The 23,712-nt window shown below is 68.6% G+C and carries 24 protein-coding genes; 12 read left to right on the top strand and 12 right to left on the bottom strand.

Annotation, left to right across the window (positions count from 1 at the left end; translation table 11 throughout):
- The first annotated feature begins 21 nt into the window (after positions 1-21).
- Together AB0I34_RS02295 and AB0I34_RS02290 are read left to right on the top strand one after the other, a co-directional pair.
- A complete protein-coding gene (locus tag AB0I34_RS02295) occupies positions 22-741 on the top strand; it encodes an SDR family oxidoreductase (protein ID WP_360437986.1) in 720 nt (239 codons plus the stop codon).
- Positions 738-1,769: an S-adenosylmethionine:tRNA ribosyltransferase-isomerase gene (locus AB0I34_RS02290; protein ID WP_360437983.1), complete on the top strand. Its 1,032-nt coding sequence runs from the start codon at positions 738-740 to the stop codon at positions 1,767-1,769. Before AB0I34_RS02295 ends, AB0I34_RS02290 begins: the two co-directional genes overlap by 4 nt.
- A 198-nt stretch (positions 1,770-1,967) precedes the next feature.
- Here AB0I34_RS02290 and AB0I34_RS02285 read toward each other — a convergent pair whose 3' ends face one another.
- Positions 1,968-2,570 (bottom strand): TetR/AcrR family transcriptional regulator, encoded by a 603-nt coding sequence (locus AB0I34_RS02285; RefSeq protein WP_360437980.1) that lies wholly within the window; start codon positions 2,568-2,570, stop codon positions 1,968-1,970.
- Between the two features lie 45 nt (positions 2,571-2,615).
- Here AB0I34_RS02285 and AB0I34_RS02280 point away from each other — a divergent pair, with 45 nt between their 5' ends.
- Entirely contained in the window at positions 2,616-3,032 is a 417-nt protein-coding gene (locus AB0I34_RS02280) for a PPOX class F420-dependent oxidoreductase (protein ID WP_360437977.1), read from the top strand.
- On the opposite strand, the gene AB0I34_RS02275 is transcribed toward AB0I34_RS02280, so the two are convergent.
- Both AB0I34_RS02275 and AB0I34_RS02270 read right to left on the bottom strand, forming a co-directional pair.
- A complete protein-coding gene (locus AB0I34_RS02275; RefSeq protein ID WP_360437974.1) occupies positions 3,029-3,769 on the bottom strand; it encodes a rhomboid family intramembrane serine protease in 741 nt (246 codons plus the stop codon). The two genes, AB0I34_RS02280 and AB0I34_RS02275, sit on opposite strands and share 4 nt — an antisense overlap.
- 60 nt (positions 3,770-3,829) lie before the next feature.
- Positions 3,830-4,360: a peptidylprolyl isomerase gene (locus AB0I34_RS02270; RefSeq protein ID WP_165553567.1), complete on the bottom strand. Its 531-nt coding sequence runs from the start codon at positions 4,358-4,360 to the stop codon at positions 3,830-3,832.
- Positions 4,361-4,619: 259 nt separating this feature from the next.
- Here AB0I34_RS02270 and AB0I34_RS02265 point away from each other — a divergent pair, with 259 nt between their 5' ends.
- On the top strand, positions 4,620-5,483 hold the full coding sequence (locus AB0I34_RS02265) for a hypothetical protein (RefSeq protein ID WP_360437971.1): 864 nt from the start codon (positions 4,620-4,622) through the stop codon (positions 5,481-5,483).
- Positions 5,484-5,568: 85 nt separating this feature from the next.
- Here the strand turns inward: AB0I34_RS02265 and AB0I34_RS02260 are convergent, their stop codons facing one another.
- Positions 5,569-5,925, bottom strand: a complete 357-nt coding sequence (locus tag AB0I34_RS02260) for a hypothetical protein (protein WP_360437968.1) — start codon at positions 5,923-5,925, stop codon at positions 5,569-5,571.
- Between the two features lie 174 nt (positions 5,926-6,099).
- The gene (locus AB0I34_RS02255; protein ID WP_360437965.1) at positions 6,100-6,573 is read right to left on the bottom strand and encodes a methylated-DNA--[protein]-cysteine S-methyltransferase; all 474 of its coding nucleotides are present in this window, start codon (positions 6,571-6,573) and stop codon (positions 6,100-6,102) included.
- Between the two features lie 121 nt (positions 6,574-6,694).
- On the opposite strand from AB0I34_RS02255, the gene AB0I34_RS02250 reads away from it, so the two are divergent.
- The 3 genes from AB0I34_RS02250 to AB0I34_RS02240 all read left to right on the top strand — a co-directional run bounded on the left by AB0I34_RS02250 (position 6,695) and on the right by AB0I34_RS02240 (position 10,661).
- Complete coding sequence (locus AB0I34_RS02250; protein ID WP_360437962.1) at positions 6,695-7,420, top strand: DUF4328 domain-containing protein; 726 nt, start codon at positions 6,695-6,697, stop codon at positions 7,418-7,420.
- A gap of 235 nt (positions 7,421-7,655) precedes the next feature.
- On the top strand, positions 7,656-9,866 hold the full coding sequence (locus tag AB0I34_RS02245; protein ID WP_360437959.1) for a DUF4328 domain-containing protein: 2,211 nt from the start codon (positions 7,656-7,658) through the stop codon (positions 9,864-9,866).
- A 12-nt stretch (positions 9,867-9,878) separates the two neighbouring features.
- Positions 9,879-10,661 carry a sugar phosphate isomerase/epimerase gene (locus AB0I34_RS02240; protein WP_360437956.1) on the top strand — a complete coding sequence of 261 codons (783 nt, stop codon included), beginning with the start codon at positions 9,879-9,881 and terminating at the stop codon, positions 10,659-10,661.
- Here the strand turns inward: AB0I34_RS02240 and AB0I34_RS02235 are convergent.
- Positions 10,640-11,188 (bottom strand): TetR family transcriptional regulator, encoded by a 549-nt coding sequence (locus tag AB0I34_RS02235; protein WP_360437953.1) that lies wholly within the window; start codon positions 11,186-11,188, stop codon positions 10,640-10,642. The genes AB0I34_RS02240 and AB0I34_RS02235 overlap by 22 nt on opposite strands.
- 93 nt (positions 11,189-11,281) lie before the next feature.
- Here AB0I34_RS02235 and AB0I34_RS02230 point away from each other — a divergent pair, with 93 nt between their 5' ends.
- Positions 11,282-12,427, top strand: coding sequence for an NAD(P)/FAD-dependent oxidoreductase (locus tag AB0I34_RS02230; RefSeq protein ID WP_360437950.1), 1,146 nt, complete (start codon positions 11,282-11,284; stop codon positions 12,425-12,427).
- On the opposite strand, the gene AB0I34_RS02225 is transcribed toward AB0I34_RS02230, so the two are convergent.
- Entirely contained in the window at positions 12,428-13,429 is a 1,002-nt protein-coding gene (locus AB0I34_RS02225) for a LacI family DNA-binding transcriptional regulator (RefSeq protein ID WP_360437947.1), read from the bottom strand.
- Between the two features lie 125 nt (positions 13,430-13,554).
- On the opposite strand from AB0I34_RS02225, the gene AB0I34_RS02220 reads away from it, so the two are divergent.
- Genes AB0I34_RS02220 through AB0I34_RS02210 form a run of 3 tightly spaced genes read left to right on the top strand, consistent with a single transcriptional unit; the run spans position 13,555 to position 18,217 of the window.
- Positions 13,555-15,057, top strand: coding sequence for an alpha-N-arabinofuranosidase (locus AB0I34_RS02220; protein ID WP_360437944.1), 1,503 nt, complete (start codon positions 13,555-13,557; stop codon positions 15,055-15,057).
- A gap of 26 nt (positions 15,058-15,083) precedes the next feature.
- A complete protein-coding gene (locus tag AB0I34_RS02215) occupies positions 15,084-17,306 on the top strand; it encodes a family 43 glycosylhydrolase (protein ID WP_360437941.1) in 2,223 nt (740 codons plus the stop codon).
- A gap of 8 nt (positions 17,307-17,314) precedes the next feature.
- Complete coding sequence (locus AB0I34_RS02210) at positions 17,315-18,217, top strand: glycoside hydrolase family 43 protein (protein ID WP_360437938.1); 903 nt, start codon at positions 17,315-17,317, stop codon at positions 18,215-18,217.
- Between the two features lie 251 nt (positions 18,218-18,468).
- Here the strand turns inward: AB0I34_RS02210 and AB0I34_RS02205 are convergent, their stop codons facing one another.
- Entirely contained in the window at positions 18,469-19,848 is a 1,380-nt protein-coding gene (locus AB0I34_RS02205; RefSeq protein WP_360437935.1) for a PLP-dependent aminotransferase family protein, read from the bottom strand.
- A gap of 69 nt (positions 19,849-19,917) precedes the next feature.
- Here AB0I34_RS02205 and AB0I34_RS02200 point away from each other — a divergent pair, with 69 nt between their 5' ends.
- The gene (locus tag AB0I34_RS02200; RefSeq protein ID WP_360437932.1) at positions 19,918-20,598 is read left to right on the top strand and encodes a pyridoxamine 5'-phosphate oxidase family protein; all 681 of its coding nucleotides are present in this window, start codon (positions 19,918-19,920) and stop codon (positions 20,596-20,598) included.
- Here the strand turns inward: AB0I34_RS02200 and AB0I34_RS02195 are convergent.
- The 4 genes from AB0I34_RS02195 to AB0I34_RS02180 form a co-directional block, all read right to left on the bottom strand.
- Entirely contained in the window at positions 20,595-21,377 is a 783-nt protein-coding gene (locus AB0I34_RS02195) for an ABC transporter permease (RefSeq protein ID WP_360437929.1), read from the bottom strand. The genes AB0I34_RS02200 and AB0I34_RS02195 overlap by 4 nt on opposite strands.
- Entirely contained in the window at positions 21,374-22,330 is a 957-nt protein-coding gene (locus AB0I34_RS02190) for an ATP-binding cassette domain-containing protein (RefSeq protein ID WP_360437927.1), read from the bottom strand. The genes AB0I34_RS02195 and AB0I34_RS02190 overlap by 4 nt, the downstream gene beginning before the upstream one ends.
- Before the next feature lie 136 nt (positions 22,331-22,466).
- Positions 22,467-22,991, bottom strand: a complete 525-nt coding sequence (locus tag AB0I34_RS02185; protein ID WP_360437924.1) for an EXLDI protein — start codon at positions 22,989-22,991, stop codon at positions 22,467-22,469.
- Between the two features lie 86 nt (positions 22,992-23,077).
- On the bottom strand, positions 23,078-23,686 hold the full coding sequence (locus AB0I34_RS02180) for a hypothetical protein (protein ID WP_360437921.1): 609 nt from the start codon (positions 23,684-23,686) through the stop codon (positions 23,078-23,080).
- Between the last annotated feature and the right edge of the window lie 26 nt (positions 23,687-23,712).

Below are 23,712 nucleotides of genomic sequence, written 5' to 3'. Positions count from 1 at the left end.
TGAAGTATGACAGTGACGGACATGACACCTGAATCCGCCAACCGTCCTGTCGCTCTCGTCACCGGCGCATCCGCCGGCCTCGGACTCGCGCTGGCGCACGGCCTGGCCGACCGCGGCTGGGCGCTGGTGATCGACGCCCGCGGCGCCGACGCCCTCAAGGACGCGGCCGACGCGCTGGCCGGCCGCACCGACGTGGTCCCGCTCGCGGGCGACGTCACCGATCCCGAACACCGTGCCGACCTGGTCGATGCCGTCACCGAGCTCGGCCGGCTCGACCTACTGGTCAACAACGCCAGCTATCTCGGCCCGAGTCCCCTGCAGCAGTTGGGTGCCGCAGACCTCGACGAACTGCGCCGTGTCTATGAGGTCGACGTGGTCGCGCCGATCGCGCTGGCCCAGGCACTGCTGCCCGCACTCACGACAGCATCCGGTGTGCTGCTCAACATCAGCTCCGACGCCGCGGTCGAGGCGTACGAAGGCTGGGGCGGCTATGGCTCGGCCAAGGCTGCACTCGACCACGCCAGCCGAGTGCTGGCCGCCGAGCACCCCTCGCTTGCTGTTTACGCCGTCGATCCGGGCGACCTCCGGACGGCGATGCATCAGGCCGCGTTCCCCGGTGAGGACATCTCGGACCGACCTGAGCCGGCGACCGTCGTACCGGCGTTCTTGCGACTGCTGGACAGCCGGCCGGCGAGTGGTCGCTACCGAGCAGCCGACTTCGCCGCGGCGGTGGCGCCGTGACGGTCCATCCACAGACCCGATTCGTCCTGCCCGATTCGCTGAACGCTTCCGAACCACCCGAGGCCAGAGGGCTCTCGCGGGATCAGGTGAGGCTGCTGGTCGCGGAGGGGTCGACCATCACGCACACCCGATTCGACCGGATCGGCGAGCATCTGCGGCCGGGTGACCTGCTGCTGGTCAACACTTCCGGCACGCTGCCCGCAGCTGTGGATGGCTCGTGGATCACCGGCGCCGGTGTGGCCCCTGTCGTCGTGCACTTCTCCACCGCGCTCGACGACGGCACCTGGGTCGTCGAACTGCGCGCCGCCCGCTCACCGATGCTCGGAGGTACGGCGGGCGACCAGGTGGAGATGCCCGAGGGTGTGCTGACGCTGCTGGCGCCGTACCAATCGGAGTCCAACCGTCTATGGCGTGCCAAGCCGCCGGTGCCCGATGTGCTCGGCTATCTGGCTCGTCACGGCAGGCCGATCAGTTACAGCTACGTCGGGCGGCGTTGGCCACTGGCGTCGTACCAGACCGTCTTCGCCCGTGAGCCCGGTAGTGCGGAGATACCCAGCGCCGCAAGGCCGTTCAGCTTCGAGCTGGTGAGTCACCTGGCAGCGCAGGGCGTACTGATCGCACCGATCCTGTTGCACTGTGGTGTCTCGTCCCTGGAGAGCCACGAACCTCCGCTGCCCGAGCGGTACGACGTACCCGAGCACACCGCCCGTCTCGTCAACTGGGTCAGGGCCAACGGCGGTCGCGTGATCGCCGTCGGCACGACCGCAGTCCGAGCCATCGAGTCAGCCGTCACCTCCGACGGCACGGTCACCCGGTCAAACGGCTGGACGGATCTTGTCCTCGGCCCGGATCACCCGTCCCGCGTCGTCGACGGCCTGATCACGGGGATGCACGCCCCGGAGGCCTCGCATCTCCTCCTGCTGGAGTCGGTCGCCGGCCCCGACGCCGTCCAGCGTGCCTACTCCGCCGCCCTGAACGAGCACTACCTCTGGCACGAGTTCGGCGACGCTTGCCTGCTGCTGCGTTGACGGCGGCGGCAGATACCGCTCGTTGCCCGGGCGGGCCCGTTTGTCCACTGCGCGTGGGCTCATGTGGATGTCCTTACCGATGTGGTCCCCCGTCGGGACGTCACCTGATTAGACGAGCATCCGGGCCCGCCTGTCATCCGGATTCATCGAACCGAAGGAAAGTTGTGGCCTAGGCCATTTAGTTGCGGATTGAACGGGTCAGCCGGTGTACCCGTGCAGGAAGGCGTGGACGCCGGTGGTGACGGCCTCGGTGATCTCGTCCGGCGTCATCGGTCCGCCGCGGTACGACGGGTTGGCGCCGGAGACGAGGAGGGAGAAGTGCAGAGCCGCCCGCATCGGATCGTCGATCCGCAGTAGTCCATCGGCTGCGAAGCCGGCCAGTCGCTCGGCGAGCGCACGTCGTACGGCGAGAGGTCCGGCTTCCTGCCAGGCGTCGACGGCCTCCTGGGGGATGTGGCCGGCCTCGGCGTTGACCTGGCGGACCAGCGCCGAGTGCTCGGCGTAGTCCGGCATCGGCGTACGCCAGTGGATGCCGAAGGCAACCAGGTCGGCCTCGAGGTCGGTGACGTGACCGAGGTGCTGCTCGATGATCTCGAGCTGGGCGGCGGCGACCCGCGTCGCGCTCTCCTGGATGACCGCCCGGAACAGCCCGGCCTTGTCGCCGAAGTGGTTGTAGAGCGTGCGGCTCGAGACGCACGCCTCGGCCGCGATGACGTCGATGCTCGCCCGCGCGTACCCGTCCCGCGCGAACACGGTCAACGCGCCGGCCAGCACCTCCTGCCGCTTCCCGGCCCGTGCCATGGCGTCTCCTGGCTTAGTTACAACGATCGTTGTACTTTAGCAGGTATGGCATTCACGACAGAGGAACTGGCGTACCTGAGGTCCCAGCCGCTGGCCCGGCTCGCCACCGTCGGCCCCGACGGCCAGCCGGACGTCGTTCCGGTCGGCTTCGAGTACGACGGCCACTACTTCTACGTCGGCGGGGTCGACCCGGCGAAGACGCGCAAGGTCCGCAACGTCGAAGCCGGCCACGCACAGGTGGCGCTGGTCATCGACGACCTGGTCTCGACCAACCCGTGGTCGCCGCGCTTCCTCCGCGTCTACGGCACGGCCGAGGTCGTCACCCGCGACGGCCGCTTCGGCGACGGCACGTACCTGCGGATCACGCCGACGACCACCTGGAGCTGGCACCTCGACGGCCGCCCGGTCGACCACGACCAGGAGGAGTTCGGCCCGCGCCGGACCGAGCACACGGCCGACTAGGTGCGGGCTTTGCTGCGGCGGTGTTTGGTGATCTGGACGAAGATCCACCCGATGGCCGCGCCGGTGAGGAACCCGCCGAGGTGGCCTTCCCAGGAGATGTTCGGGATGGTGAACGAGATGACCGCGGTGATCGCCACATAGGCGATGATCCAGGTGACGTCCAGGCCGCGGGCCCGGCTGACCACCAGCAGCGCGCCGACCAGACCCAGTACGGCGCCGGACGCGCCGAGCGTCGCCGAGACCGGGGAGGCCAGGATCCACACCGCCACGCTGCCGCCGAGGGCGGACAGCAGGTAGAGGATCGAGAACCGGAGCCGGCCGAGCATCTGCTCCAGCGGCGGACCGAGCTGGTAGAGCATGAACAGGTTCGAGAAGATGTGGAAGATCTGCACGTGGGTGAAGGCCGACGTGAGCAGCCGCCACGGCTCGGAATCCACCAGGAACGGGACCAGCACCAGGTCGTTGACGACCCGGCTGCTGCCGGTGCGCACGGCGATAAAGACCAGCACGTTGAGCACCACGATCACGATCGTGACGATCTGCCCGTTGACGCGGGCAACGCCGCCGAGCGACGTCCGGGTGCGCGGAACCGACTTCACGCCTTCGTTGAAGCAACTCGGGCACTGGAAGCCGACGGAGGCGCTGTTCATGCAGTCCGGGCAGATCGGCCGGTCACAGCGCTGGCACCGGACCCCGGCGGGCCGATCCGGGTGCCGGTAGCAAACGGTCTCGGTCACGCGGGTGGTTCCTCCCAAGAGGCGCGTGGGCCGGGCACCGAGCCCGGCCCCACGCGGAAATCAGGCGTTCTTGCGTTCGATGGTGACGCTGTTGATCACGATCGGCTCGATCGGCCGGTCGCCGGGGGCCGTCTTCGCGGTCGCGATCGCGTCGACGACTTTCTTCGACTCGTCGTCGGCGACCTCACCGAAGATCGTGTGCTTGCGGTTCAGGTGCGGCGTCGGGACGACGGTCACGAAGAACTGCGAGCCGTTGGTGCCGCGGCCGAACTGGATACCGGCGTTCGCCATCGCGAGCAGGTACGGCCGGTCGAACTGCAGCTCCGGGTGGATCTCGTCGTCGAACGAGTACCCCGGGGAGCCGGTGCCGGTGCCGAGCGGGCAGCCGCCCTGGATCATGAATCCGTCGATCACCCGGTGGAAGGTCAGGCCGTCGTAGAACCGCGCGGTGCTCGGCGCGCCGGTCTGCGGGTCGGTCCATTCCTTGGTGCCCTCGGCCAGACCGACGAAGTTGCTGACCGTCTTCGGCGCCTGGTTGGGGAACAGCCTGATGACGACGTCACCCTTCGTCGTCTGCAGGGTCGCGTACAGCTCTTCGGCCACGGGTGTTCACTCCTCATCAGAAACGGCTTACCCCTCGATCCTGTCATGTGAGTCCAACCGGAGGCGGAGCGGCTGGCCGGAGTGTGATCGAACCGGCCGGTAGTGGGTACTGGTAGGCCGGTTTGTCGGCTGAGTACGTCGTACGATGCAAACCAGAGCGGAAATGTCCAGATCCGTACCAGCACAGCGTCCATGTCGCCGATGGGCCGGAACGCCGTCCGGGACGGACGGCACCGAGGAGGGAATCGTGGGTTCGAGGAAGACCAAGGGCAGGGTGGAGACTGCGAAGGACCGGGTCAAGCCATTCGCCGAGTCAGCATCGGAGAAGATCGGGCCGGCTGTCGGCCAGGTCCGCGAGCACCTCGGGCCGGCCGTGGGCACCGCACGGGAGAAGGTGTCGCCGTACGCCGAGAAGGCCGTCGAGCGCGGCGCCCACTACGCCGGAGTCGCGGTGGAGAAGGCGAGCCCGGTGATCGACGACGCGCTGGCCAAGGTCGGCCCGGCCACCGAGCAGGCCGCCGAGAAGGCACGCGAGCGGTTCAACGACGACGTGCTGCCGAAGGTGACCGCCGCGCTGGCGTCGCTGGCGGCCGCGGCCGAGCCGGTCGTGCAGGAGACCTCACGCCGGGGCAGGGCCACCAAGGCCGCGCTCAACGGTGAGATCGACGCGCCGAAGAAGAAGAGCCACAGGCTCCGCAAGGTCGTGCTGTTCCTGGGCTTCGGGGCCCTGGCGGCGGCGGCCGTGAAGAAGCTGCTGACCCCGCCGGAGCCGGCCTGGCAGTCGACCCCGACGAGCGGCCGCGACTACAGCTCCGCCCCGGCCGGTACGACGTCCCGTCCGGACACCGCCGCGTCCTCGAACGGCAAGACGGACACGGCCAAGACCGACACGGCCAGGACGGACACCGCCAAGACGGACACGGCGAAGACCGAGGCGCCGAAGACCGAGTCGCCCAAGACCGACGGTCCGAAGGTCGAGTCGAAGCCGGAGCCCGCCAAGCCGGCTGAGGCGAAGACCGATGACACCGAGGTGAACGCAGCGGCCAACGGCACCACGAAGAAGGCGGCCACTCCGCGGAAGACGAGCAGCCCGAAGCCGTCCGACTCCTGACCCGACACACCGCAACGGCGAAGGCCGCGATCCCCGGCTGGGGTTCGCGGCCTTCGTTTGCTGACGGCGCCTTGCGCGTACGGCGTCAGTTCGGTCGCGGATCCTGGTCGTGGTCGTGCTGGTCACCCTGCTCGTCGTACTCGTCGTCGTGGTCCGGCTTGGTCATGGTGTAGCGGCCGGCCGACAGGAGTTGGGTGGCATAGCGGTGCGTGATGCACGGGTAGGTGCCGCCGCAGTGCAGGCAGACGGCATCGTTGCGGTGCAGCCAGGGCAGGATGCCGAAGCGCTTGACCCAGGTCAGTGGTTCGCGGTCGGGGGCGTGCAGTTGCAGGGCCGAGCGGGCCGCGTTCTGGATCTCAGGCGCGGACCACTCCTCGGCACTCTTGTCCATCAGTGCGCTCAGGTCGGGGTGGAGGTGTGCGGTGGAGCGGGTTTTGGTCATCTATGCGTCTTCCGGGGCAGGGTTGGTGGCGACTGAATCGCTCGCTTCAAACGTGACGATCCGATCGCTGTTAGCAACGGTAGTCCTCCAGTAGCCCTCACCGCGCTTTCGCACGCGTCGCCCGGTGTCAGATCTTCGTCAGGTTTCGCAGCGTGCCGGGTGTGTGCCTGATCGTCAGGTCCACAGCGTCTCGAGAGTGATCCGTGCCTCGAGCTCGAGCAGGTGGCGTTTCAGCGGGATCCCGCCGCCGAAGCCGACCATCTTGCCGCCGGCACCGACGACCCGGTGGCAGGGCATCACGACGGCGATCGGGTTCCGGTTGCAGGCGGTGCCGACGGCCCGGGCGGCACCCGCGTCCCCGACGATCTTGGCGACCTCGCCGTACGTCTGCATCTCGCCGTACGGGATCCGGCGGAGCTGCGCCCAGACGGCGCGCTCGAACTCGGAGCCGCCGCGGACCGAGAGTGGCACGGTGAACTCCTGCAGCTCACCGGCGAAGTACGCCTTCAACTGCTCCTGGGTCTCGGTCAGCAGCGGATCGGTTGCGAGGGGCCGGTCGGCGCGACCGAAGTGCAGCCGGCACAGCCCGGTCTCGTCGACGGCCAGGGACAGGTCGCCGATGGGTGAGTCGACCACGGACCAGCGCATACCGACCATCCTCGCGCCCGGCACCGACAGTTTCCGGCGGAATTACGACGGATACCGACACCAGCGGGTCCGCGACGTGATGTCCTCGCCCGGTCACGCGGTGTTGTGCTATTTCTGATCCATGCCGAGCCAGGCGCAGCAGCCGCCGCTGGACCGCTGGTTCAGCTCCGAGCGCGCGATGGGGCTGGCCGCGTCGATCCTGATCGGTGTGGTCACGGCGACCACCTGGGCCACCGCCTGGTCCGACTGGTACTCGTTCCAGACGCTGAAGAAGTACGGCGAGGACCCCGATCAGCTGGCCGAGGCGGACCTGATCTCCGGTTCGCTCGGCATCGTCGCGGCGCTGGCGCTGCTGGCGGCCGCGGTGGTGTTCATCGTCTGGCTGTGGCGGGTCCGGTGGAACGCGGAGATGTTCTGCCGCGGCGAGCACCGGTTCACCCGGGGGTGGGTGCTCGGGAGCTGGATCTGCCCGGTGGTGAACCTCTGGTACCCCAAGCAGGTGGTCGACGACATCGTCGCCGCCAGCGATCCGCGGACCCCGCCGCAGACGGTGTCGCTGAAGACGATTCCCGGCACCCGGTTGGTGTGGGCCTGGTGGCTGACCTGGGTGGCCGGACTGGTGACCGGCAACGTGGTGCAGCGCGGCGTCCTCGGCGGCGCGACCGAGGTCGGGCAGTTGCGGACGAACGTGATCCTGTCCAGCATCTCTGCCCTGTTCACGACCGCGGCCGCCGTTCTCGGGGTGGTCCTGATCCAGCGGATCGACGAGCTGCAGACGCGGCGGCCGTGGGTGCCGTGGTGGGCGGCCGGCCAGCAGCAGACCGGCTTCCAACCTCCTGCGCGGTAAACCAAACCGTCACGCAGGGTCGAATGCCTCGTTACAAGAGGTGATGGGCGCACGAAAAGAACAGGTTAAGTCGATACCCTCTGTGCTGGGACCGACTGCACACGCGTACCTACTTCGTGGTATCAATGTGGCTCGGTCATGCGGGGGCAGGATTTGGCCGAGACGCCGAACAGACGGAGTTCCAGCAACGCGAGGGACGCACGACGTGAGCCACCCGCAGCCAGCAGTCCTTGTCTTGTCCTCCCCAGATCAGGAAGATTGGCAGCCGCACGCAGCCGAGGAGTTCCAGCACGTAGGGACGGTCGGCAAGCTCGCCATCGGGTTGCTCGGTGCATCCACGATCACCCACCTGCTCTCCACCTGGTCGGACTGGAACACCTACGGTGTCGTCCACCGCTACCTCGGCGGGATGCCGAACGTCGATGACGCCGACCTGAACCGCGCCGACGCGATCGCCAAGGTCACCGCGGTCCCGAACGTGATCATCTCCGTCGCCGCCGCGGTCGTCTTCGTCATCTGGCTGTGGCGAGCCCGGGTCAACTCCGAGGTCTTCTGCCAGGCCGATCACCGCCGGAGCCACGGCTGGGTGCTGGCCAGTTGGTTCTGTCCCGGACCGAACCTCTGGTATCCCAAGCAGATCGTCGACGACGTCTGGCTGGCGAGCGATCCGAAGACCCCGGTGTACGCCGATGACCTGCGCCGGTTCAGGACTCCCGCTCTCACGTCCGTGTGGTGGGTGGCCTGGATCGGCGCACTCGCGTTCGACGTGGTCGTCCGCCGGTTCCTGATGTGGATGGAAGCAACCGTCGGGTCGCTGCGCGGTATCGCCCTGGCCGGTACGGCGTCGCTGGTGCTGACCGCGGTGTCGGCGGTCGCGGCGACGATGGTGATTCGCCGGATCAACACGATGCAGACCACCCGCGAGTGGGTGCCGTGGTGGGACCAGCGCGAGCCGAAGCTGATGGCGGTGCCGACGTACGCGAACGACGACACCGACGAGCAGCCCGCCATCTCCGAGCCGATCGCGGCCTCGGCCCTCCCTCCGGCGCGGCGACGGGAGCTGCAGATGGCCGGCGGCGCGCCGGCCGCCAACCCGTTCGCGGCGCCGCCGGCGCCCCCGGCAGGCTTCCCGGGCGACGGTGTGGCCGCGGCCGACTTCCCGGTCGGCGGCAACCCGTTCGCCGCAGGTCCGGCAGCGCCCGCCGCGTTCGGTGGTGACGCGCCCGTCGAGGAGGCTCCGAAGTGGAGCCCGTTCGCCCCGGTCGTGGAGAGCTGGCAGAACGAGGACGTCGACAGCGGCCCGGCGACCGAGCAGTTCAACCCGGTGGAGACCTGGCGGGACGAGCAGCAGGCCCAGCAGACCAGCTACGAGCCGGAGCCGGCCCCGCGGACGAGCTGGAACGACTACCTGGGCGCCGGCAGCGAGGACTCGCTGTCGAGCAGCACGCTGTCGAGCGGCTCGCAGCCGAGCAGTTGGCGCGACGAGACCCCGCCGATGACCGTCGTGGAGCCCGAGCCGTACCGCTACCAGCCGCAGCAGCCGGCCCAGCCGGAGCCGTCCTGGGCCGCCAGCTACTCCGAGCCCTACACGTACGACAGCACTCCGGACTACCTCACCCAGACGACCTCCCCGGTGGAGGCCGAACCCGCACCCGAGCCTGAGCCCGCGCCAGTTGCGCGCGCCGGCCGCCGGGCCGCTCGGGTCGCGGTGGACAGCCCGTCGGCGATCGAGCAGCCGACGGTCGCCTCGCACTCGGTGCAGGCGCCGTCCTCGCACACGATGCCGTCGTCGCATGTGTCGGCTTCCTCCGGCTACTACGAGCCGTCGGCACCCGCCCTGGGGCAGCAGCAACAGGACGACTTCCTGACCCCGTCCAAGCCGCTCCCGCCGGTCCCGTCGTACGGTCCTGAGCCGTCCTACACGCCGGAGCCGACGTACACGCCCGAGCCGTCCTACAGCCCGGAGCCGACGTACACGCCGGAGCAGACCAGCTACACCTCGGACTACAACTCGTCGTACGACGACTCGTCCTCGAGCTACCAGACGTCGTACGAGCCGACCTCGGACTACTCGTCGTACAGCTCGGAGTACACGAGCACCAGCAACTACGAGTCGACCGACTACGGCTACAGCAGCCCGACCTCGGACTACTCGAGCAACAACTACGAGACGCCGTCGTACGAGTCCTACAGCCCGACGTCGTACAGCGGCTCGGAGTACAGCACGGAGTACAGCGGCAGCAGCGAGTCCTACGAGACCTACAGCCCGAACTACGCGACGGAGTCCTACGGGGCGCCGTACACCCCGGACTACTCGCAGGCCGAGCAGCAGCCGTCGGAGTACCAGCAGCAGGCGTACTACACCCCCGAGCAGCACCAGCAGCCGGAGCAGGAGCCTGAGCAGCCCACCACGCCACGCACTCACCCGCGGCGGCGCTGGGTCTGATCTGATAGCGGTATGAGATTCGCCTTCTCCACGCTCGGCTGCCCCGGAGCACCACTCGACCACGTCCTGGAACTTGCCAAAGGCAACGATAATTCCGGCCTGGAGCTGCGGACCGCGCCGGACGAGTTCACCAACACCGGTCTGAGTACGTCGCAGCGCCGTGAACTGCGGACCCGGATCGAGGACGCGGGCCTGGAGATTCTCGCCGTCAGCAGCTACGTCAAGCTGTGCGCGGTCGAGGACCAGCCGCTCGAGGCCCACCTGGAACTCGCGGCCGACCTCGGCGCTCGCGGCGTGCGGGTCTTCCCCGGCGATGACGACAGCGGTACGACGGACGGCCCCAGCGCCGGCGAGATCCGGGCGCTCGACCGGGTGACCTCCGCTCCCAGGGACTCGCAGATCCTGCTGGAAACCCACGACTCGCACTCGGCCGGACGGAAGATGGCCGCGTTGTGCACGCTGCTCGACACCGACGTCCCCGGCCACAACGTCAAGGTGATCTGGGACAGCGCGCACACCTGGTCGCACGGTGAGTCCCCGGCCGAGGCGTTCGAACTGCTGAAGCCGTGGATCGAGTTCGTGCAGATCAAGGACAGCGACTCGAGCCAGGACTACCGCCCGGTCGCGATGGGCGCCGGTGACTACCCGATCCGGGACCTACTGCAGGTCCTCGACGGCACGGACTACCCGCTGTCCCTCGAATGGGAACTCAAGTGGCACCCGCACCTCCCGCCGCTGGAGGAGGCCCTTCCGGCCACGCAGGCCTGGCTCGATCAGGGCGACGAGGTCAGGTAACGCGTGATGGTCGGGCCGAGCCACGCGACCACCTCGTCGTGGGACATCGTGGCGATCGGCGCGATCTCCAGGATGTAGCGGCAGAGCGCGAAGCCGAGGGTCTGGCTCGCGACCAGGCCGGCCCGGACGCCCGGCTCCTCGACCGCGAGCGCGCGCAGCGTCGGCGCGAGCTGCGCGGCGAAGATGTCCCGCATCCGGTCGGCCGCGGCCTCGTTGGTGACCGATGACCTCAGGAGCGCCCGAAGCGTGTCGTCGCCCTCCCACCGGGTGACGAAGTGCCGCACCAGCGCGTCACCCAGTTCGTCCGGTGGCAGGTCGCGCAGGTCGGGTAGGCGGAGATCGAACTCGGCCGCCGCCGCGAACAGCTTCTCCTTGGTGCCGAAGTACCGCATCACCATCGCCGGGTCGATCGCCGCGTCCGCCGCGATCGCCCGGATCGTGGCCCGCTCGTACCCGTCCGCGCCGAAGCGCTCCCGGGCTGCCGCGAGGATCGCCGCCCGGGTCCGATCCGACTTCCGTTCCGCCATGCCCCCAGCATATGCCAACACTTGTTGACTTTTCTTCCCGGCACTCCTACAGTAAAAGTCAACAAGCGTTGATAAACCTCGGAAGGAGCAACGATGACTCCGGAGCGTGCGGATGTCGTGGTGGTGGGTGCGGGTCCGGTCGGGCTCGCGGTGGCGGCCGGCTTGCGGCTGCAGGGGCACTCGGTCGTGGTGGTCGATCGGCAGGCCGAGGGGGCGAACACCTCCCGGGCCTGCGTGATCCACCCGCGGACGCTGGAGATGCTGGATCAGATCGGCGTCACCAAGCGCCTGGTCGAGCTCGGCCTGGAGCTGGAGGACTTCGCCGTACGCGATGGTGACCGGCGGCTCGTGCCGGTCGGCTTCGGCGACCTGCCGACCGACTACCCGTTCATCGTGATGCTCCCGCAGTACCTCACCGAGCGGATCCTGCTGGAGCGGCTCGAGGAGCTCGGAGGTTCCGTACTGCGCCCGTACGCGGCCACCGGCCTGACCCAGACCGCGGACGGCGCCGAGGTGACGCTGGACAGCGGCGACGTGATCAAGGCGCGGTACGTCGTTGCCGCCGACGGCATGAACAGCACCGTCCGCGAGCTGGCCGGACTGCGGATGCCGGGCAACACGCTGCAGTTGTCCTGCAGCCTGATCGACGTCCGCGTCGACGGCGGGTTGCCGGTCGACGAGGTCGCGCTGTACTTCTCCCACGCCGGACTGCTCGTGGTCGCGCCACTGCCGGACGGCAGCTTCCGACTGGTTGCGGAGGTGGGTGACGCACCGGAACACCCGGACGCGGCGTACGCGCAGCAGTTGCTGGTCGGCCGTGGTCCGCGCAAGAGCGCACCGAAGGTCACCGAGGTGATCTGGGGTTCCCGGTTCCGGATCCACGAGCGGGTGGCCGACGAGTACCGCGCCGGGCGGGTACTGCTGGCCGGCGACGCGGCGCACACCCACAGCCCGGCGGGAGGTCAGGGCATGAACCTCGGTCTGCGCGACGCGATGGTGCTGGCCGATGCGCTCTCGGTCGCGCTGACCCGCGACGACGAGTCGGAGCTCGACGCCTATGCCACCAACTCGCGCGCCGAGGCCGTTCGGGTGATCGGGCTGGCCCACCGGCTGACCCGGCTGGCCAACCTCCCGCGCCCGCTGCGCCCGGTCCGCAAGGCCATCCTCGGCCTGGCCGGCCGCCGCGAGAAGGTCCAGGTCGCCTTCGCGAAGCAGCTCGCCGGCTTTCCCGGCCGCTGATCAGCCGGCGGTCGACTCGCGGATCTCCAATGTGTACGGAACGGTGAGGTCGCGGCGCGCGGCCTCACCGCTGCCGGAGATCCGCTCCAGCAGCAGATCGACCGCGTTGCGCGCCAGCCACTCCTTGTCCGGCGAGATCGTGGTCAGCGACGGTGAGTGGTACCGGCCGTCCTCGATGTCGTCGAAGCCCACCACTGCGACGTCGTCGGGCACCGACAGCCCCGCGTCGGCGAGCGTCCGCAGCGCGCCGAGCGCGAGCAGGTCGTTGAAACAGAACACGGCATCCGGTCGCTCGGGCAACGCCAGCAGTTCACGCATCGAGGCCGCGCCGTCGTCGCGGTGATAGCCGGTCCCGGCCAGCTCGAGCGCCGGGTCATGCGGCAATCCCGCCGCCTTCAACGCCTTCCGGTATCCCTTCCGCCGGACCGCTCCGGTGCCGGCTCCCCCACCGACCCCGATCGCCGCGATCCGCCGCCGGCCGATCGAGATCAGGTGCGTCGTCGCGTCGTACGACGCCTGGACCGAGTCGACCGCGACATGGTCGAAGGTTCCACCGGCGGGCCGTTCGCCCAGCAGGACAAGGGGTTTCGCCGTACCGGCCGCGCCGATCTTCGCCGGAGCGGTGGTGATCGGCGAGAACACGATGCCGTCGATCAGTTGCCCGCGCATCCCGTCCAGGACCAGCTTCTCGGCCGCGGCCTCGCCCTCGGTCTGATCGATCAGCACGGTGATGCCCCGCCGCTTCGCCGCCCGGCTGATCGCCGCGCCGAGTTCGGCGAAGTACGGCGAGGCCATCTCCGGGATGGCCAGGGCGATGAAGTCCGACCGGCCCTTGCGCAGCGAGCGGGCACTGACGTTCGGCTTGTAGTCCAGCGCGGCGATCGCGGCCTCGACCTTGGCCCGGGTGTGCGCGGTGATGTGCGGGTAGTCGTTGATGACGTTCGACACGGTCTTCACCGACACGCCGGCCCGTGCCGCCACATCGCTCAGCCTGGTCGCCATCCGCACCTCCTGTCACCGCCTGTCGCCTGAGTGTGCCATGCCCGCGGGGGGTGAACCCTTTACACCGGATATCAATCGTTGTAGACATCCACGTTAAACGTTGTAAACGTTCGCCGGGAGGCCTCGTGGCACGTCTTGTCGTGGATCGTGCGTTCGTGGTCGGTGCGCTCGACCGGCGCCTGTTCGGCTCGTTCGTCGAGCACATGGGCCGCTGCGTCTACACCGGGATCTACGAGCCCGGCCACCCGACCGCCGACCCGGACGGCTTCCGCCAGGACGTGCTGGAGCTGGTCCGCGAGCTCGGTGTCACCACGATCCGCTACCCCGGTGGCAACTTCGTCTCGAACTACGACTGGGAGGACGGCGTCGGGCCGAAGGACCAGCGGCCGCGCCGGCTCGACCTGGCCTGGCGGGCGATCGAGCCGAACCAGTTCGGCACCGACGAGTTCGTCGCCTGGGCCGGCAAGGCGGACGTCGAGCCGATCTGGGCGGTCAACCTCGGCACCCGCGGGATCAAGGAAGCGGTCGAGCTGCTGGAGTACTGCAACCTCCCGGCCGGCACGGAGCTGCCCGATCGCCGGTTCGCCAACGGCCACGAGGCGCCGTACGGCATCAAGGTGTGGTGCCTGGGCAACGAGATGGACGGCCCCTGGCAGATCGGCCACAAGACCGCCGAGGAGTACGCCCGGCTGGCCGAGGAGACCGCGAACGCGATGCGCCGGGTCGAGCCCGGTCTCGAACTGGTCGCCTGCGGTTCGAGCAACGCCGGGATGCCGACGTTCGGCGAGTGGGAGCGGGTCGTGCTGGAACGCACGTACGACCTGGTCGACCACATCAGCCTGCACGCGTACTACGAACCGCACGATGGTGATCAGGGCAGTTTCCTCGCGGCGGCCGAGGAGATGGACCGGATGATCTCCGCGGTGGTCGCGACCGCCGACCACGTGAGGGCGCTGAAGCGCAGCGAGAAGGAGATCACCTTGTCGTTCGACGAGTGGAACGTCTGGAACCAGCGGCACTTCCCCGGCGAGCTCGGCCTCGGCATCCGCGAGGTGAGCCCGCTGATCGAGGACACCTACACCGTCGACGACGCGGTGGTGGTCGGCAGCCTGCTGATCACGCTGCTGCGGCATGCCGACCGGGTGAAGATCGCTTGCCTTGCGCAACTGGTCAACGTGATCGCGCCGATCCGGACCGAGCCGGACGGCCGGGCGTGGCGGCAGACCATCTTCCACCCGTTCGCGCTCACGGCCCGGTACGCCGGTCCGACCGTTCTGCAGACCGCGATCGGCGACGGGCCAGACATCGACACCGCCGCGTTCGGCCGCATCCCGGCACTGTGGAGCACAGCGACGTACGACGAGAACACCGGCGAGACCGCGATCTTCGTGGTGAACCGGAGTGAGACCGACAAGGTCGACCTGGAGATCCCGTTCGGCCGCGGTCTGCGTGTGGTCGAGCACCTGGCCCTGTACGACGACGACCGGGCCGCGGCGAACACCGCGGACGACCCGGACCGGGTGGTGCCCCGGTCCGTCGACGGCACCGAGGTCGTCGACGGGAACTGCACCGCCACGCTGCCGCCCGCGTCGTGGCACCTGATCCGCCTCCGCACCGACGAAGGCTGATGCACCAAACAGAGAGGAACCCGCCCGTGCCTCCGAGAAGATTCCTCGCCGCAGTCTGCGCTGTGGCTGCCCTGGCCGCCGGTACGACGGCCGCCACCGCCGCACCCGACCCCGCGGTGAAGACGACCAACCCGATCACGTCCAGCTTCGCCGACACGTTCGCCGATCCGTCGATCATCCAGGGCCGGGACGGCTACTGGTACGCCTACGCCACCTCCGACCCGCTGGTCGGAGGTGGCCCGTTCGGCCTGATGCACATGGCCCGCACCAAGGACTTCGGTTCCTGGGAGTACCTGGGCACCGTCTTCACCGACGCGACCAAGCCGGCCTGGGCCGCGCCCGGATCGTTCTTCTGGGCGCCGGACATCCGCTACTTCGGCGGCCGGTACGTCATGTACTTCACCGTCACCGACACCACGGCCAATGCCGGCGGCGATCCCGCGATCGGCGTGGCCACCGCCCCGACCCCGGCCGGACCGTGGACCGCTACCGACGGACCGGTCGTCGCGCCGAGACCGGATGGCAACGGCGGCTTCCTCGGCACGATCGACCCGGCTCTGCTGACCGCCGCAGACGGCAAGCGATACCTGTACTACGGCGGCTTCAACGGCGGCATCTCCGTCACCGAACTGTCGCCGGACGGCCTGCACTCGGTCGGTGCGCCGACCCAGGTGACCATCGGCGACCGCTACGAGGGTTCGTACGTCGTCTACCGCGACGGCTGGTACTACTTCATGGGCTCGTCGATGAACTGCTGCGCCGGCCCGACCACGGGCTACTCGGTCTTCGCCGGCCGGTCCCGCTCACCGCGCGGCCCGTTCCTCGACAAGGACGGTGTCGCACTGACCGACTCACACGTCGGCGGTACGACGGTCATCACGCAGAACGGGAACCGGTGGATCGGACCCGGCCACCACGCGTTCATCACCGACGCGGCCGGCCAGGACCACATCGTCTACCACGCGATCGACCGCGGTACGCCGTGGCTGACCAACCCGCTCGGGGTCAACCGGCGGCCGATGCTCATCGACCGGATCGACTGGATCGACGGTTGGCCGCGGACCCGCGCGGGGCTCGGGCCGTCCGAGGGCCCGGTGCCCGCGCCGACGACCGGGTCCGGACTCGGGATCGACTCGACCGACCCGGCTGGTGGTGTGCTCGGTTCCAGTCGACAGCCCGGTGACGCTTTGGGCGGACCGACGGCGTCGGTCTCCGGTGCCGCGCAGACCCGCCAGTCGGCGCCGGGTGGTTCGCTCCGTGTGGAGGTCGACGTACGGCTGGGGAACTCGTTCACCACCGTGCTCGGCAACGAGGTCGTCGCCACTGTGTCGGGTGGCAAGGTGACCCTTGTGGCAGGTCACCAGAGCGCGTCGGCCGCACTGCCGGCCGACTTCGACCGGTCGCAGTGGAACAAGCTGAGCGTGCAGGTCTCCGGTACGACTGTCACCGCTCGCGTGAACGACGCCGGCCTCGGTGACGTGTACGCCGAGGCACAACTCGCCGTACCCGGTCTGCAGCTTCGCGCTGCTCCGGTGCGGTGGCTCGGGTCGGCCGAGGTGGACAACCTGACCGTCCGTCCGGTGGCAGAGCCGGTACGACGGATGGCCGACGTACCGCGGACCGGGAAGCTGTTGTCCGGAGACGACTTCTCCGCGGACCTGGGTGACGACTGGTCGTGGCTGCGTGAGGACGCCAACGCGGTTGTTGCTGATGGCAAGCTGTCGTGGCCGTTGGAGAACGCGGACATGGTCGGCAGTGGGAACAACGCCGGGTTGCTGTTCCACAGGACGCCGGCCGGGGACAGTTGGATCGCCGAGACCAAGCTGCATCTCGATCTCGGTGCGAACGACGTACGCAACTATCAGCAGGCCGGGATGATCGTCTACCTGAACGACAACGACTTCGCGCGGCTGGGCTCCGTCTCGATCTGGAAGACACGGCAGACGGAGTACGGGCGCGAGTTGGTGGCGCGACCGTCGGACGGTGCGACGACGTACGGTGCGGCGGCGATCGGGCGGTCGGCGTCGACACTGTGGCTGCGGATCGCGTACAGCAAGAACGCTGCGGGTGAGAACGTCTACCGTGCCGGGACTTCCGTCGATGGGAAGAGCTGGACGTGGGGCGCGTCGTGGGTACTGCCCGCGGGGCAGACGCCGAAGCTCGGGCTGTATGCGCATGGTGAGTTCACCGGTGCGAACCCGGCGCCGGTGGCGACGTTCGACTACCTGCGTTTCTACGAGAGCAAGTAAGGAGACACGTGGGATTCACCAATCCGGTCTACGACGGCAGCTTCGCCGACCCCGCCATCATTGCGGTGGGCAACGGCTTCTACGCCTTCGCGACCAATGGGCCGTTGGGGAACGTGCAGACGCTGAAGTCTGCCGACCTGGTGGCGTGGGAGCAGGTCGGCGATGCTCTGCCGTCGTTGCCGGATTGGTCGTCGCCGGGTCGGGTCTGGGCGCCGGAGGTTTCGGTGCACGGGCCCGATCGGTACGTCATGTACTACACGACGCGCGGGACTGCCTCCGGCCGGCAGTGCATCGGGGTCGCAGTCGCGTCCGAGGCGACAGGTCCATATGTCGACAAATCGTCTGAGCCGTTGATCTGTCAGGCAGACGAGGGCGGTTCGATCGACGCGTCGCCGTTCCAGGACTCGACCGGGAGGCGCTGGCTGTACTGGAAGAACGACGGCAACGCGATCGGTGTCGACACGTGGATCTACGCGTCGGAGCTGTCGGCCGACGGTCTGAGTTTGACCGGTCCGGTGCACCGGCTGATCAAGCAGGACCTCCCGTGGGAGGGTGCGTTGGTCGAAGCGCCGTACATGGTCGAACGATCTGGCGTCTTCCATCTCTTCTACTCGGCCAACGCCTTCGACAAGGCGGCGTACGCCGTCGGCCATGCCCGCTGCTCATCCCCCATCGGCCCCTGCACGAAGTCCGACGACCCCATCCTCTCGTCCTCCCCCGACGCCGCCGGACCAGGTCACAACATGGTCATCCACAAGGACAACCGCGACTGGTTCGTCTACCACGCCTGGAACCGAACCCAGGTAGGCACCGACCCCAAAGGCCGCACGATGTGGCTCTCCGAACTCACGTGGCCCGCGGACACCCCCGTCGTACAACCACCACTCCGACTCAACCCACTCACCCCGTAGCAGGCCCGCCCCTCGTTCGCGACCCGTTGAACGGCGATTGAGACCGGCCGCAACCTTTCGAGCCGTTCCCGCATCAAGTGTATGGAGGTACTTGCCGGCGCAGGCGGGTGTAGCGGCCGCGGAGGGAACGGCCGCTGCGTGCCGTCTCATGACTGAGGCCGTGACGGCTACGGGTGACGACGCGGGGAGCGTGGTCAACGCCACCTTCCCCGACCCCCGTCAACTTCCGCTGGGGCGTGAATGGGACCAACTCAACGGGGACTGACGCCGGCTCCGTCGAGTACGCCTACCAGGATGTCGAGGGCTCGGTGGAGGTCGGGGGTTGTGGGGGTTGCGTAGCCGATGACTAGGCCGGGTGGGCCGGGGGTGGAGCGGCGGTACTCCGACAAGGGGGCTACTACTACGCCGGCTTGGCGGGCTTCGGCGGTGATTTGGTGGTCGTTGAGGGAGTTGGGGACGAGCAGGGTGATGTGGAGGCCCGCCTCCTGGCCGATGATTTCGCCGTACGGCGAGAGGACTGTGCAGGTGTGGAGGCGGCGTTCGGCGTACAGGCGCCGGCCTTTGCGGACGGTCTGGTCGAGGTAGCCGTCGCGGAGCATGGCGAGGAGGGCGGCCTGCATCGGCCAGCCGGGCCAGTCGCCGGACTCGGCGCGGAAGCCGGCCAGGCGATCGACCATCGTGTCGGACGCGACCAGCCAGCCGAGCCGGAGCGCTGGACTGATGGTCTTGGAGAGCGTGCCGAGATGGACCACCCGATCCAGGTCCAGCTGGGCGAGCGCGGGCAGTGGCGCGACGTCGTACCGGAACTCGCTGTCGTAGTCGTCCTCGATCAGCATCGCATCGTTGCGGCGTGCCCACCGGACCAACTCGTTGCGTCGGGCAACGGGTAGCCGGCCGCCGAGTGGGTACTGGTGCGACGGGGTGACGTAGACGGCCGGCACCTCGGTCAGGGCGGAGACCTGCAGCCCGTCGGCGTCCACCGGTACGTCGACGATGTCGAGGTGGTGGTCCCGGGCCGCGACGACCGCGTTCAGGTAGCCGGGGTCCTCGATCGCGATCCGGTCGCCCGGCCGCCGGGTCACCGTGAGCAGCAACCGAAGGCCGTGCACGGTGCCGTTGGTGATCAGGATGTTCTCCGGCCCGCAGGCGATCCCGCGGACCCGGCCGACGTGGTCAGCCAGCGCAGCGCGGAGCTCCGGTAGCCCGGCAGCATCGTCGTACCCATGTGGCGGCGACTGCGTCGACACCTCCCGCCAGGCACGTCGCCAGCCAGGGTCCGGCGTCGGTGCGATGTACGGGATGCCGGGGCGCAGGCTGAGCAGCTCGGCCGCCGGATCCGGCTGGGGTGCGGCCCGGTGCCGTACGGCGGGCTGCAGCGGTACGACGTCCGTCACGTACGTCCCGGCACCCGTGCGACCCTCGATCCACCCCTCAGCGTGGAGTTGGTCGTACGCCGCCTGAGTCACCGACCGGGACACGGACAGGTCGCGGGCGAGATCGCGGGTGGACGGGAGCCGGTGGCCGGACCGGAGTCGGCCGTCCAGGATCGCGGCCCGGAACTGCTCGGCCAACTGCAGGTGCAGCGGCAGACCGGTACGGCGATCGATGGTCAGCGGCAGGGAGCTTTCCACGAATGGACTACCTGATTCGCGCGGGAATGGACCGTGCCAGCATGCCACTCCGGACGGGACTCTGGTGACATGACCACCACGCCGATGCAGCCGACCGACCGGACCGCCCTCCGCCGCTCGAAGGAGCGCGCGGCCACCGACCGGCAGGCGCTGTACGACGTACTCCTCGACGGCATGTTCTGCCACCTCGGTGTCGTCGTCGACGGTGCACCGCTGGTGCTGCCGACGGCGTACGGCGTGGATCTGGATGAGGGACCCGACGGGACGCTGTACCTGCATGGGTCGGTCGCCGCCCGCAGTGTGGTCGCCGCGCCGCAACAGACAATCTGCGTGACCATCACGCACGCGGACGGCCTGGTGCTTGCCCGCTCCGCGTTCCACCACTCGGTCAACTACCGGTCGGCGGTGATCTTCGGCGTACCGAGGCTGGTGACCGATCCGGAGGAGAAATTGCGCGCCCTCAACCGCATTGTCGACCACCTCGTCCCCGGCCGCTCCACCGCGGTCCGCCCGCCGAACCGCAAGGAACTCGCGAAGACCTCGGTCCTCGCACTCTCACTGACCGAAGCCTCGGTGAAGACCCGCTCCGGGCCTGCCAACGACGAGGAGCAGGACCTCGACCTGCCCTATTGGACTGGCGTGATCCCGCTCCACGTCGTGGCCGGCGAACCGGAGAACAACCCTGACTGCGACCTGCTGGTGCCCGCCCACGTCCGCACGAAGGCGAACCTGCTCGGCGCACCGTCCTAGGCCACCGTCCCCTTGTTGTAGTTCTTCTGGGCCCAGAAGTAGCCGACCACGGCGATGGCGGCACACCAGGCCAGCGCGAGCCAGCCGTCGCCGCTGTCCATCGGCGTACCCAGCAGCAGGTGCCGCAGGGTGTTGATGGTCGGGGTGAACGGCTGGTACTCGGCGAACCAGCGGATTCCGCTCGGCATCGACTCCAGCGGGATGAAGGTATTGCTCAGGAACGGCAGCAGCAGGGAGATCGGCAGGACGACGTTGCTCGCCGCCTCCGGTGTCTTGCTGGTCAGGCCCAGCGCGATCGCGAACCAGGTCAGCGCGACGGTCAGCGCGATCAGCAGGCCGGCTGCCAGTAGCCAGTCACCCGGCGACGCGTTCGGACGGAACCCGATCAGGACGGCGAAGCCGACCACCAACGCCAGGCTGACGATCGTCACGAGCACGTTGCCCAGCACATGTCCGGTCAGTACGGCGGGCCGGAAGATCGCCATCGTCCGGAACCGCGCGACGATGCCCTCGGTCATGTCCATGCAGACGGCCACCGCGGGAGACATCGTCCCGGACGCGATCGACATCAGCAGGATGCCCGGGGTGAGGAAGTCGATGTAGTCGAAGCCGCCGCTGCCGCCGAGACCTGCTGAGAACGTGTCGCCGAAGACGAGGCCGAACAGCAGGATCATGATCACCGGCATCGCGAGGGCGCCGAGGGACAAACCGGGGTAGCGCTGGGCGTGCCGTAGGTTGCGGCGCAGCATGGTGGCGGTGTCCTGCAGTGCGTAACTCATTTCGTCGTCACCTTCTCGTGCGAAGTCTCAACAGTGGGCTGACCGGTGACGGCGAAGAACACGTCGTCCAGGTCGGGGGTGTGGACGGTCAGGTCGTCGAGCTCGAGTGAGGCGTCGTCGATCCGGGCCAGCAGGGCGCGCAGCGAGTGCACGCTGCCGTCGTTCGGCACCTGCAGGACGAGTGCCTCCTCGTCCCGCGCCGCCTCCGGCAGGACCTGGGACGCAAGGGCGAACACGTCGGGCGCGGTGAACCGGAGCCGGACATGCCCGCCCGGTACCAGCCGCTTCAGCTGCTCGGGGGTGCCCTGCGCGACCAGCCGCCCATGATCGAGTACGGCGATCCGGTCGGCGAGCTCATCGGCCTCGTCCAGGTACTGCGTGGTGAGGAGGACGGTGACACCTCCGGCGACCAGCTCGCGGATCAGTTGCCACATGCTGTGCCGGCTGCGCGGGTCAAGGCCGGTGGTCGGCTCGTCCAGGAAGATGATCCGTGGATCCCCGACCAGCGTCATCGCCAGGTCGAGCCGGCGCTTCATCCCGCCGGAGTACGTCGAGGCCATCTTCGAGCCGGCGTCGACGAGGTCGAACCGCTCCAGTAGTTCGTCCGCCCGGAGGCGGCCCTCGCTTCGGCCGAGGTGATGCAGGTCGGCCATCATGATCAGGTTCTCGCGGCCGGTGAGCAGGCCGTCGACCGCGGAGAACTGGCCGGTGACGCCGATCGCGGACCGGACGTCCTCGGGCTTTTGGTGCAGGTCGAACCCGGCGACCCGGATCTCGCCGGCGTCGGCCGCGATCAGGGTGGACAGGATCTGCACCGCGGTGGTCTTGCCGGCGCCGTTCGGGCCGAGCAGGGCAAAGATGGTGCCTTCGGCAACGTTCAGGTCGATGCCGTCCAGCACGAGCTTGTCGCCGTAGGACTTGCGCAGTCCGCGGACGTCGATGGCTGATGACATGGGTCTTCCTCGGGTGAAGTGGGCAGGGTGAACCTGACCCAGTGGCTGAAAGGGTCTGTGGGAGGAGATTCAGGGCGTGCTGATCCAGCCGGCCGGCCTTCGTCGAAGGCGCCGGATCAGCGCAGAGGGATGAGGACTAGATGTCGAGGTCCTCCACCGTCGGGTGGTTCGAGGCTTCCTCGACCAGTTCGTAGAGGTCCTCGGGGATCAGCTCGCGGAGCTCCTCGATGGTGTCGACGACATCGAGGGTGGCCTCGCCCTGGGCCACGCTCCAGGACTGGTCGGTACTCCAGTTGCCGATCCAGGAGCGCCAGCCGCTCAGGTACTGCTCGTCGTCGGCGCCCACGGTGAAGAGGTTGCTGCGGTCCGCGTGCAGCACGTACTTGCCGGTCCGGCTCCGGTACACCTTGAAGGCCTCGTAGCCGTGCTTGCTGGATCGGCCGCCTTCGGCGAGCAGGACGCCGGAGAACCGCTGCTTGCGGCCGGTCCCCCGGCCGACCCGCACGGTGATCTCGTCGTACCCCTCGAGCCGGCCTTCCTCCAGTTCGACGTACTTGCGCAGTGCGATCGAGATCGCCGAGGACAGGTTCCCGGCGAGCTCCTGCGCCTTCTTGTACAGCGGCAGGTCGTCGTCCGACACGTAGATCGTCTTGTTGGGCATGCTTCTCACTCCTCCTACGTAGAACTATACGTACGAGGGTGGACCGTGTCTACATATATCTCTACGTAGAGGTGGAGCCGGCCGGCTCAGCGGGGTGAGAACAGCCAGGGCTGGTCGAGATCGAAGAACACCGGCTGCTCCGCGTCGAGCGAGTTCAGTTCGTCCATCGTCGCCTTCAGGCTGGCCGGCGGCTCCTTCCGCTCGCCCTCCCGGGCCTCCGCCTCGGAGGTGAAGTACAGCGCGGTCGTGAAGGCACCGTCGTCGTGGATCGCGAGCAGACTGCCGATGATGTCCGGCCGGAAGGCAGCCCATTCCTCCGGATGCTCGGCCATCAGCGCCCGGGCTCGCTTGGGGTTGGATGCTCGTCCCTGGATCACCTGGACGAAACCTGCCGCATTCGGATCGCCGGCCTGGTCGACCGTCACATCCTCGGACTCGTGGAAGACGGCGCCGCCGGTGAGCAGCGTCGAGAACTCGTGCCACCACTTGTCCTGCGCGGGCGACTCGCTGTTCCGCCGTGCCGCATCGGCGGAGTCGAACCGGGCCAGCACGATGAACCGCCCGTCCGCGGTGACCCCGGCGGTGCTCCCCAGCCAGCCGGTCGCCTCGGGCGCCAGCTCTTCCATCCACCGGTCGAACGCTGTGTGCGCCTGCTCGGCATCGGTGATCTGCCCCTGAATGACCTGAACGAACATCGTGCGACCTCCCCTGTCTCGCCCCA

Source organism: Kribbella sp. NPDC050281, assembly GCF_040655855.1.
Lineage (GTDB): Bacteria > Actinomycetota > Actinomycetes > Propionibacteriales > Kribbellaceae > Kribbella.
This window is presented reverse-complemented; position numbering and strand designations above follow the sequence as displayed.

Coding starts and splice junctions, on each gene's coding strand:
- AB0I34_RS02195 (WP_360437929.1), bottom strand. CDS start 21,377: ATGAGTTACGCACTGCAGGACACCGCCACCATGCTGCGCCGCAACCTA.
- AB0I34_RS02255 (WP_360437965.1), bottom strand. CDS start 6,573: ATGCGCTGGTCCGTGGTCGACTCACCCATCGGCGACCTGTCCCTGGCC.
- AB0I34_RS02260 (WP_360437968.1), bottom strand. CDS start 5,925: ATGACCAAAACCCGCTCCACCGCACACCTCCACCCCGACCTGAGCGCA.
- AB0I34_RS02285 (WP_360437980.1), bottom strand. CDS start 2,570: ATGGCACGGGCCGGGAAGCGGCAGGAGGTGCTGGCCGGCGCGTTGACC.
- AB0I34_RS02200 (WP_360437932.1), top strand. CDS start 19,918: ATGACCACCACGCCGATGCAGCCGACCGACCGGACCGCCCTCCGCCGC.
- AB0I34_RS02230 (WP_360437950.1), top strand. CDS start 11,282: ATGACTCCGGAGCGTGCGGATGTCGTGGTGGTGGGTGCGGGTCCGGTC.
- AB0I34_RS02295 (WP_360437986.1), top strand. CDS start 22: ATGACACCTGAATCCGCCAACCGTCCTGTCGCTCTCGTCACCGGCGCA.
- AB0I34_RS02280 (WP_360437977.1), top strand. CDS start 2,616: ATGGCATTCACGACAGAGGAACTGGCGTACCTGAGGTCCCAGCCGCTG.
- AB0I34_RS02190 (WP_360437927.1), bottom strand. CDS start 22,330: ATGTCATCAGCCATCGACGTCCGCGGACTGCGCAAGTCCTACGGCGAC.
- AB0I34_RS02250 (WP_360437962.1), top strand. CDS start 6,695: ATGCCGAGCCAGGCGCAGCAGCCGCCGCTGGACCGCTGGTTCAGCTCC.
- AB0I34_RS02240 (WP_360437956.1), top strand. CDS start 9,879: ATGAGATTCGCCTTCTCCACGCTCGGCTGCCCCGGAGCACCACTCGAC.
- AB0I34_RS02185 (WP_360437924.1), bottom strand. CDS start 22,991: ATGCCCAACAAGACGATCTACGTGTCGGACGACGACCTGCCGCTGTAC.
- AB0I34_RS02225 (WP_360437947.1), bottom strand. CDS start 13,429: ATGGCGACCAGGCTGAGCGATGTGGCGGCACGGGCCGGCGTGTCGGTG.
- AB0I34_RS02180 (WP_360437921.1), bottom strand. CDS start 23,686: ATGTTCGTTCAGGTCATTCAGGGGCAGATCACCGATGCCGAGCAGGCG.
- AB0I34_RS02235 (WP_360437953.1), bottom strand. CDS start 11,188: ATGGCGGAACGGAAGTCGGATCGGACCCGGGCGGCGATCCTCGCGGCA.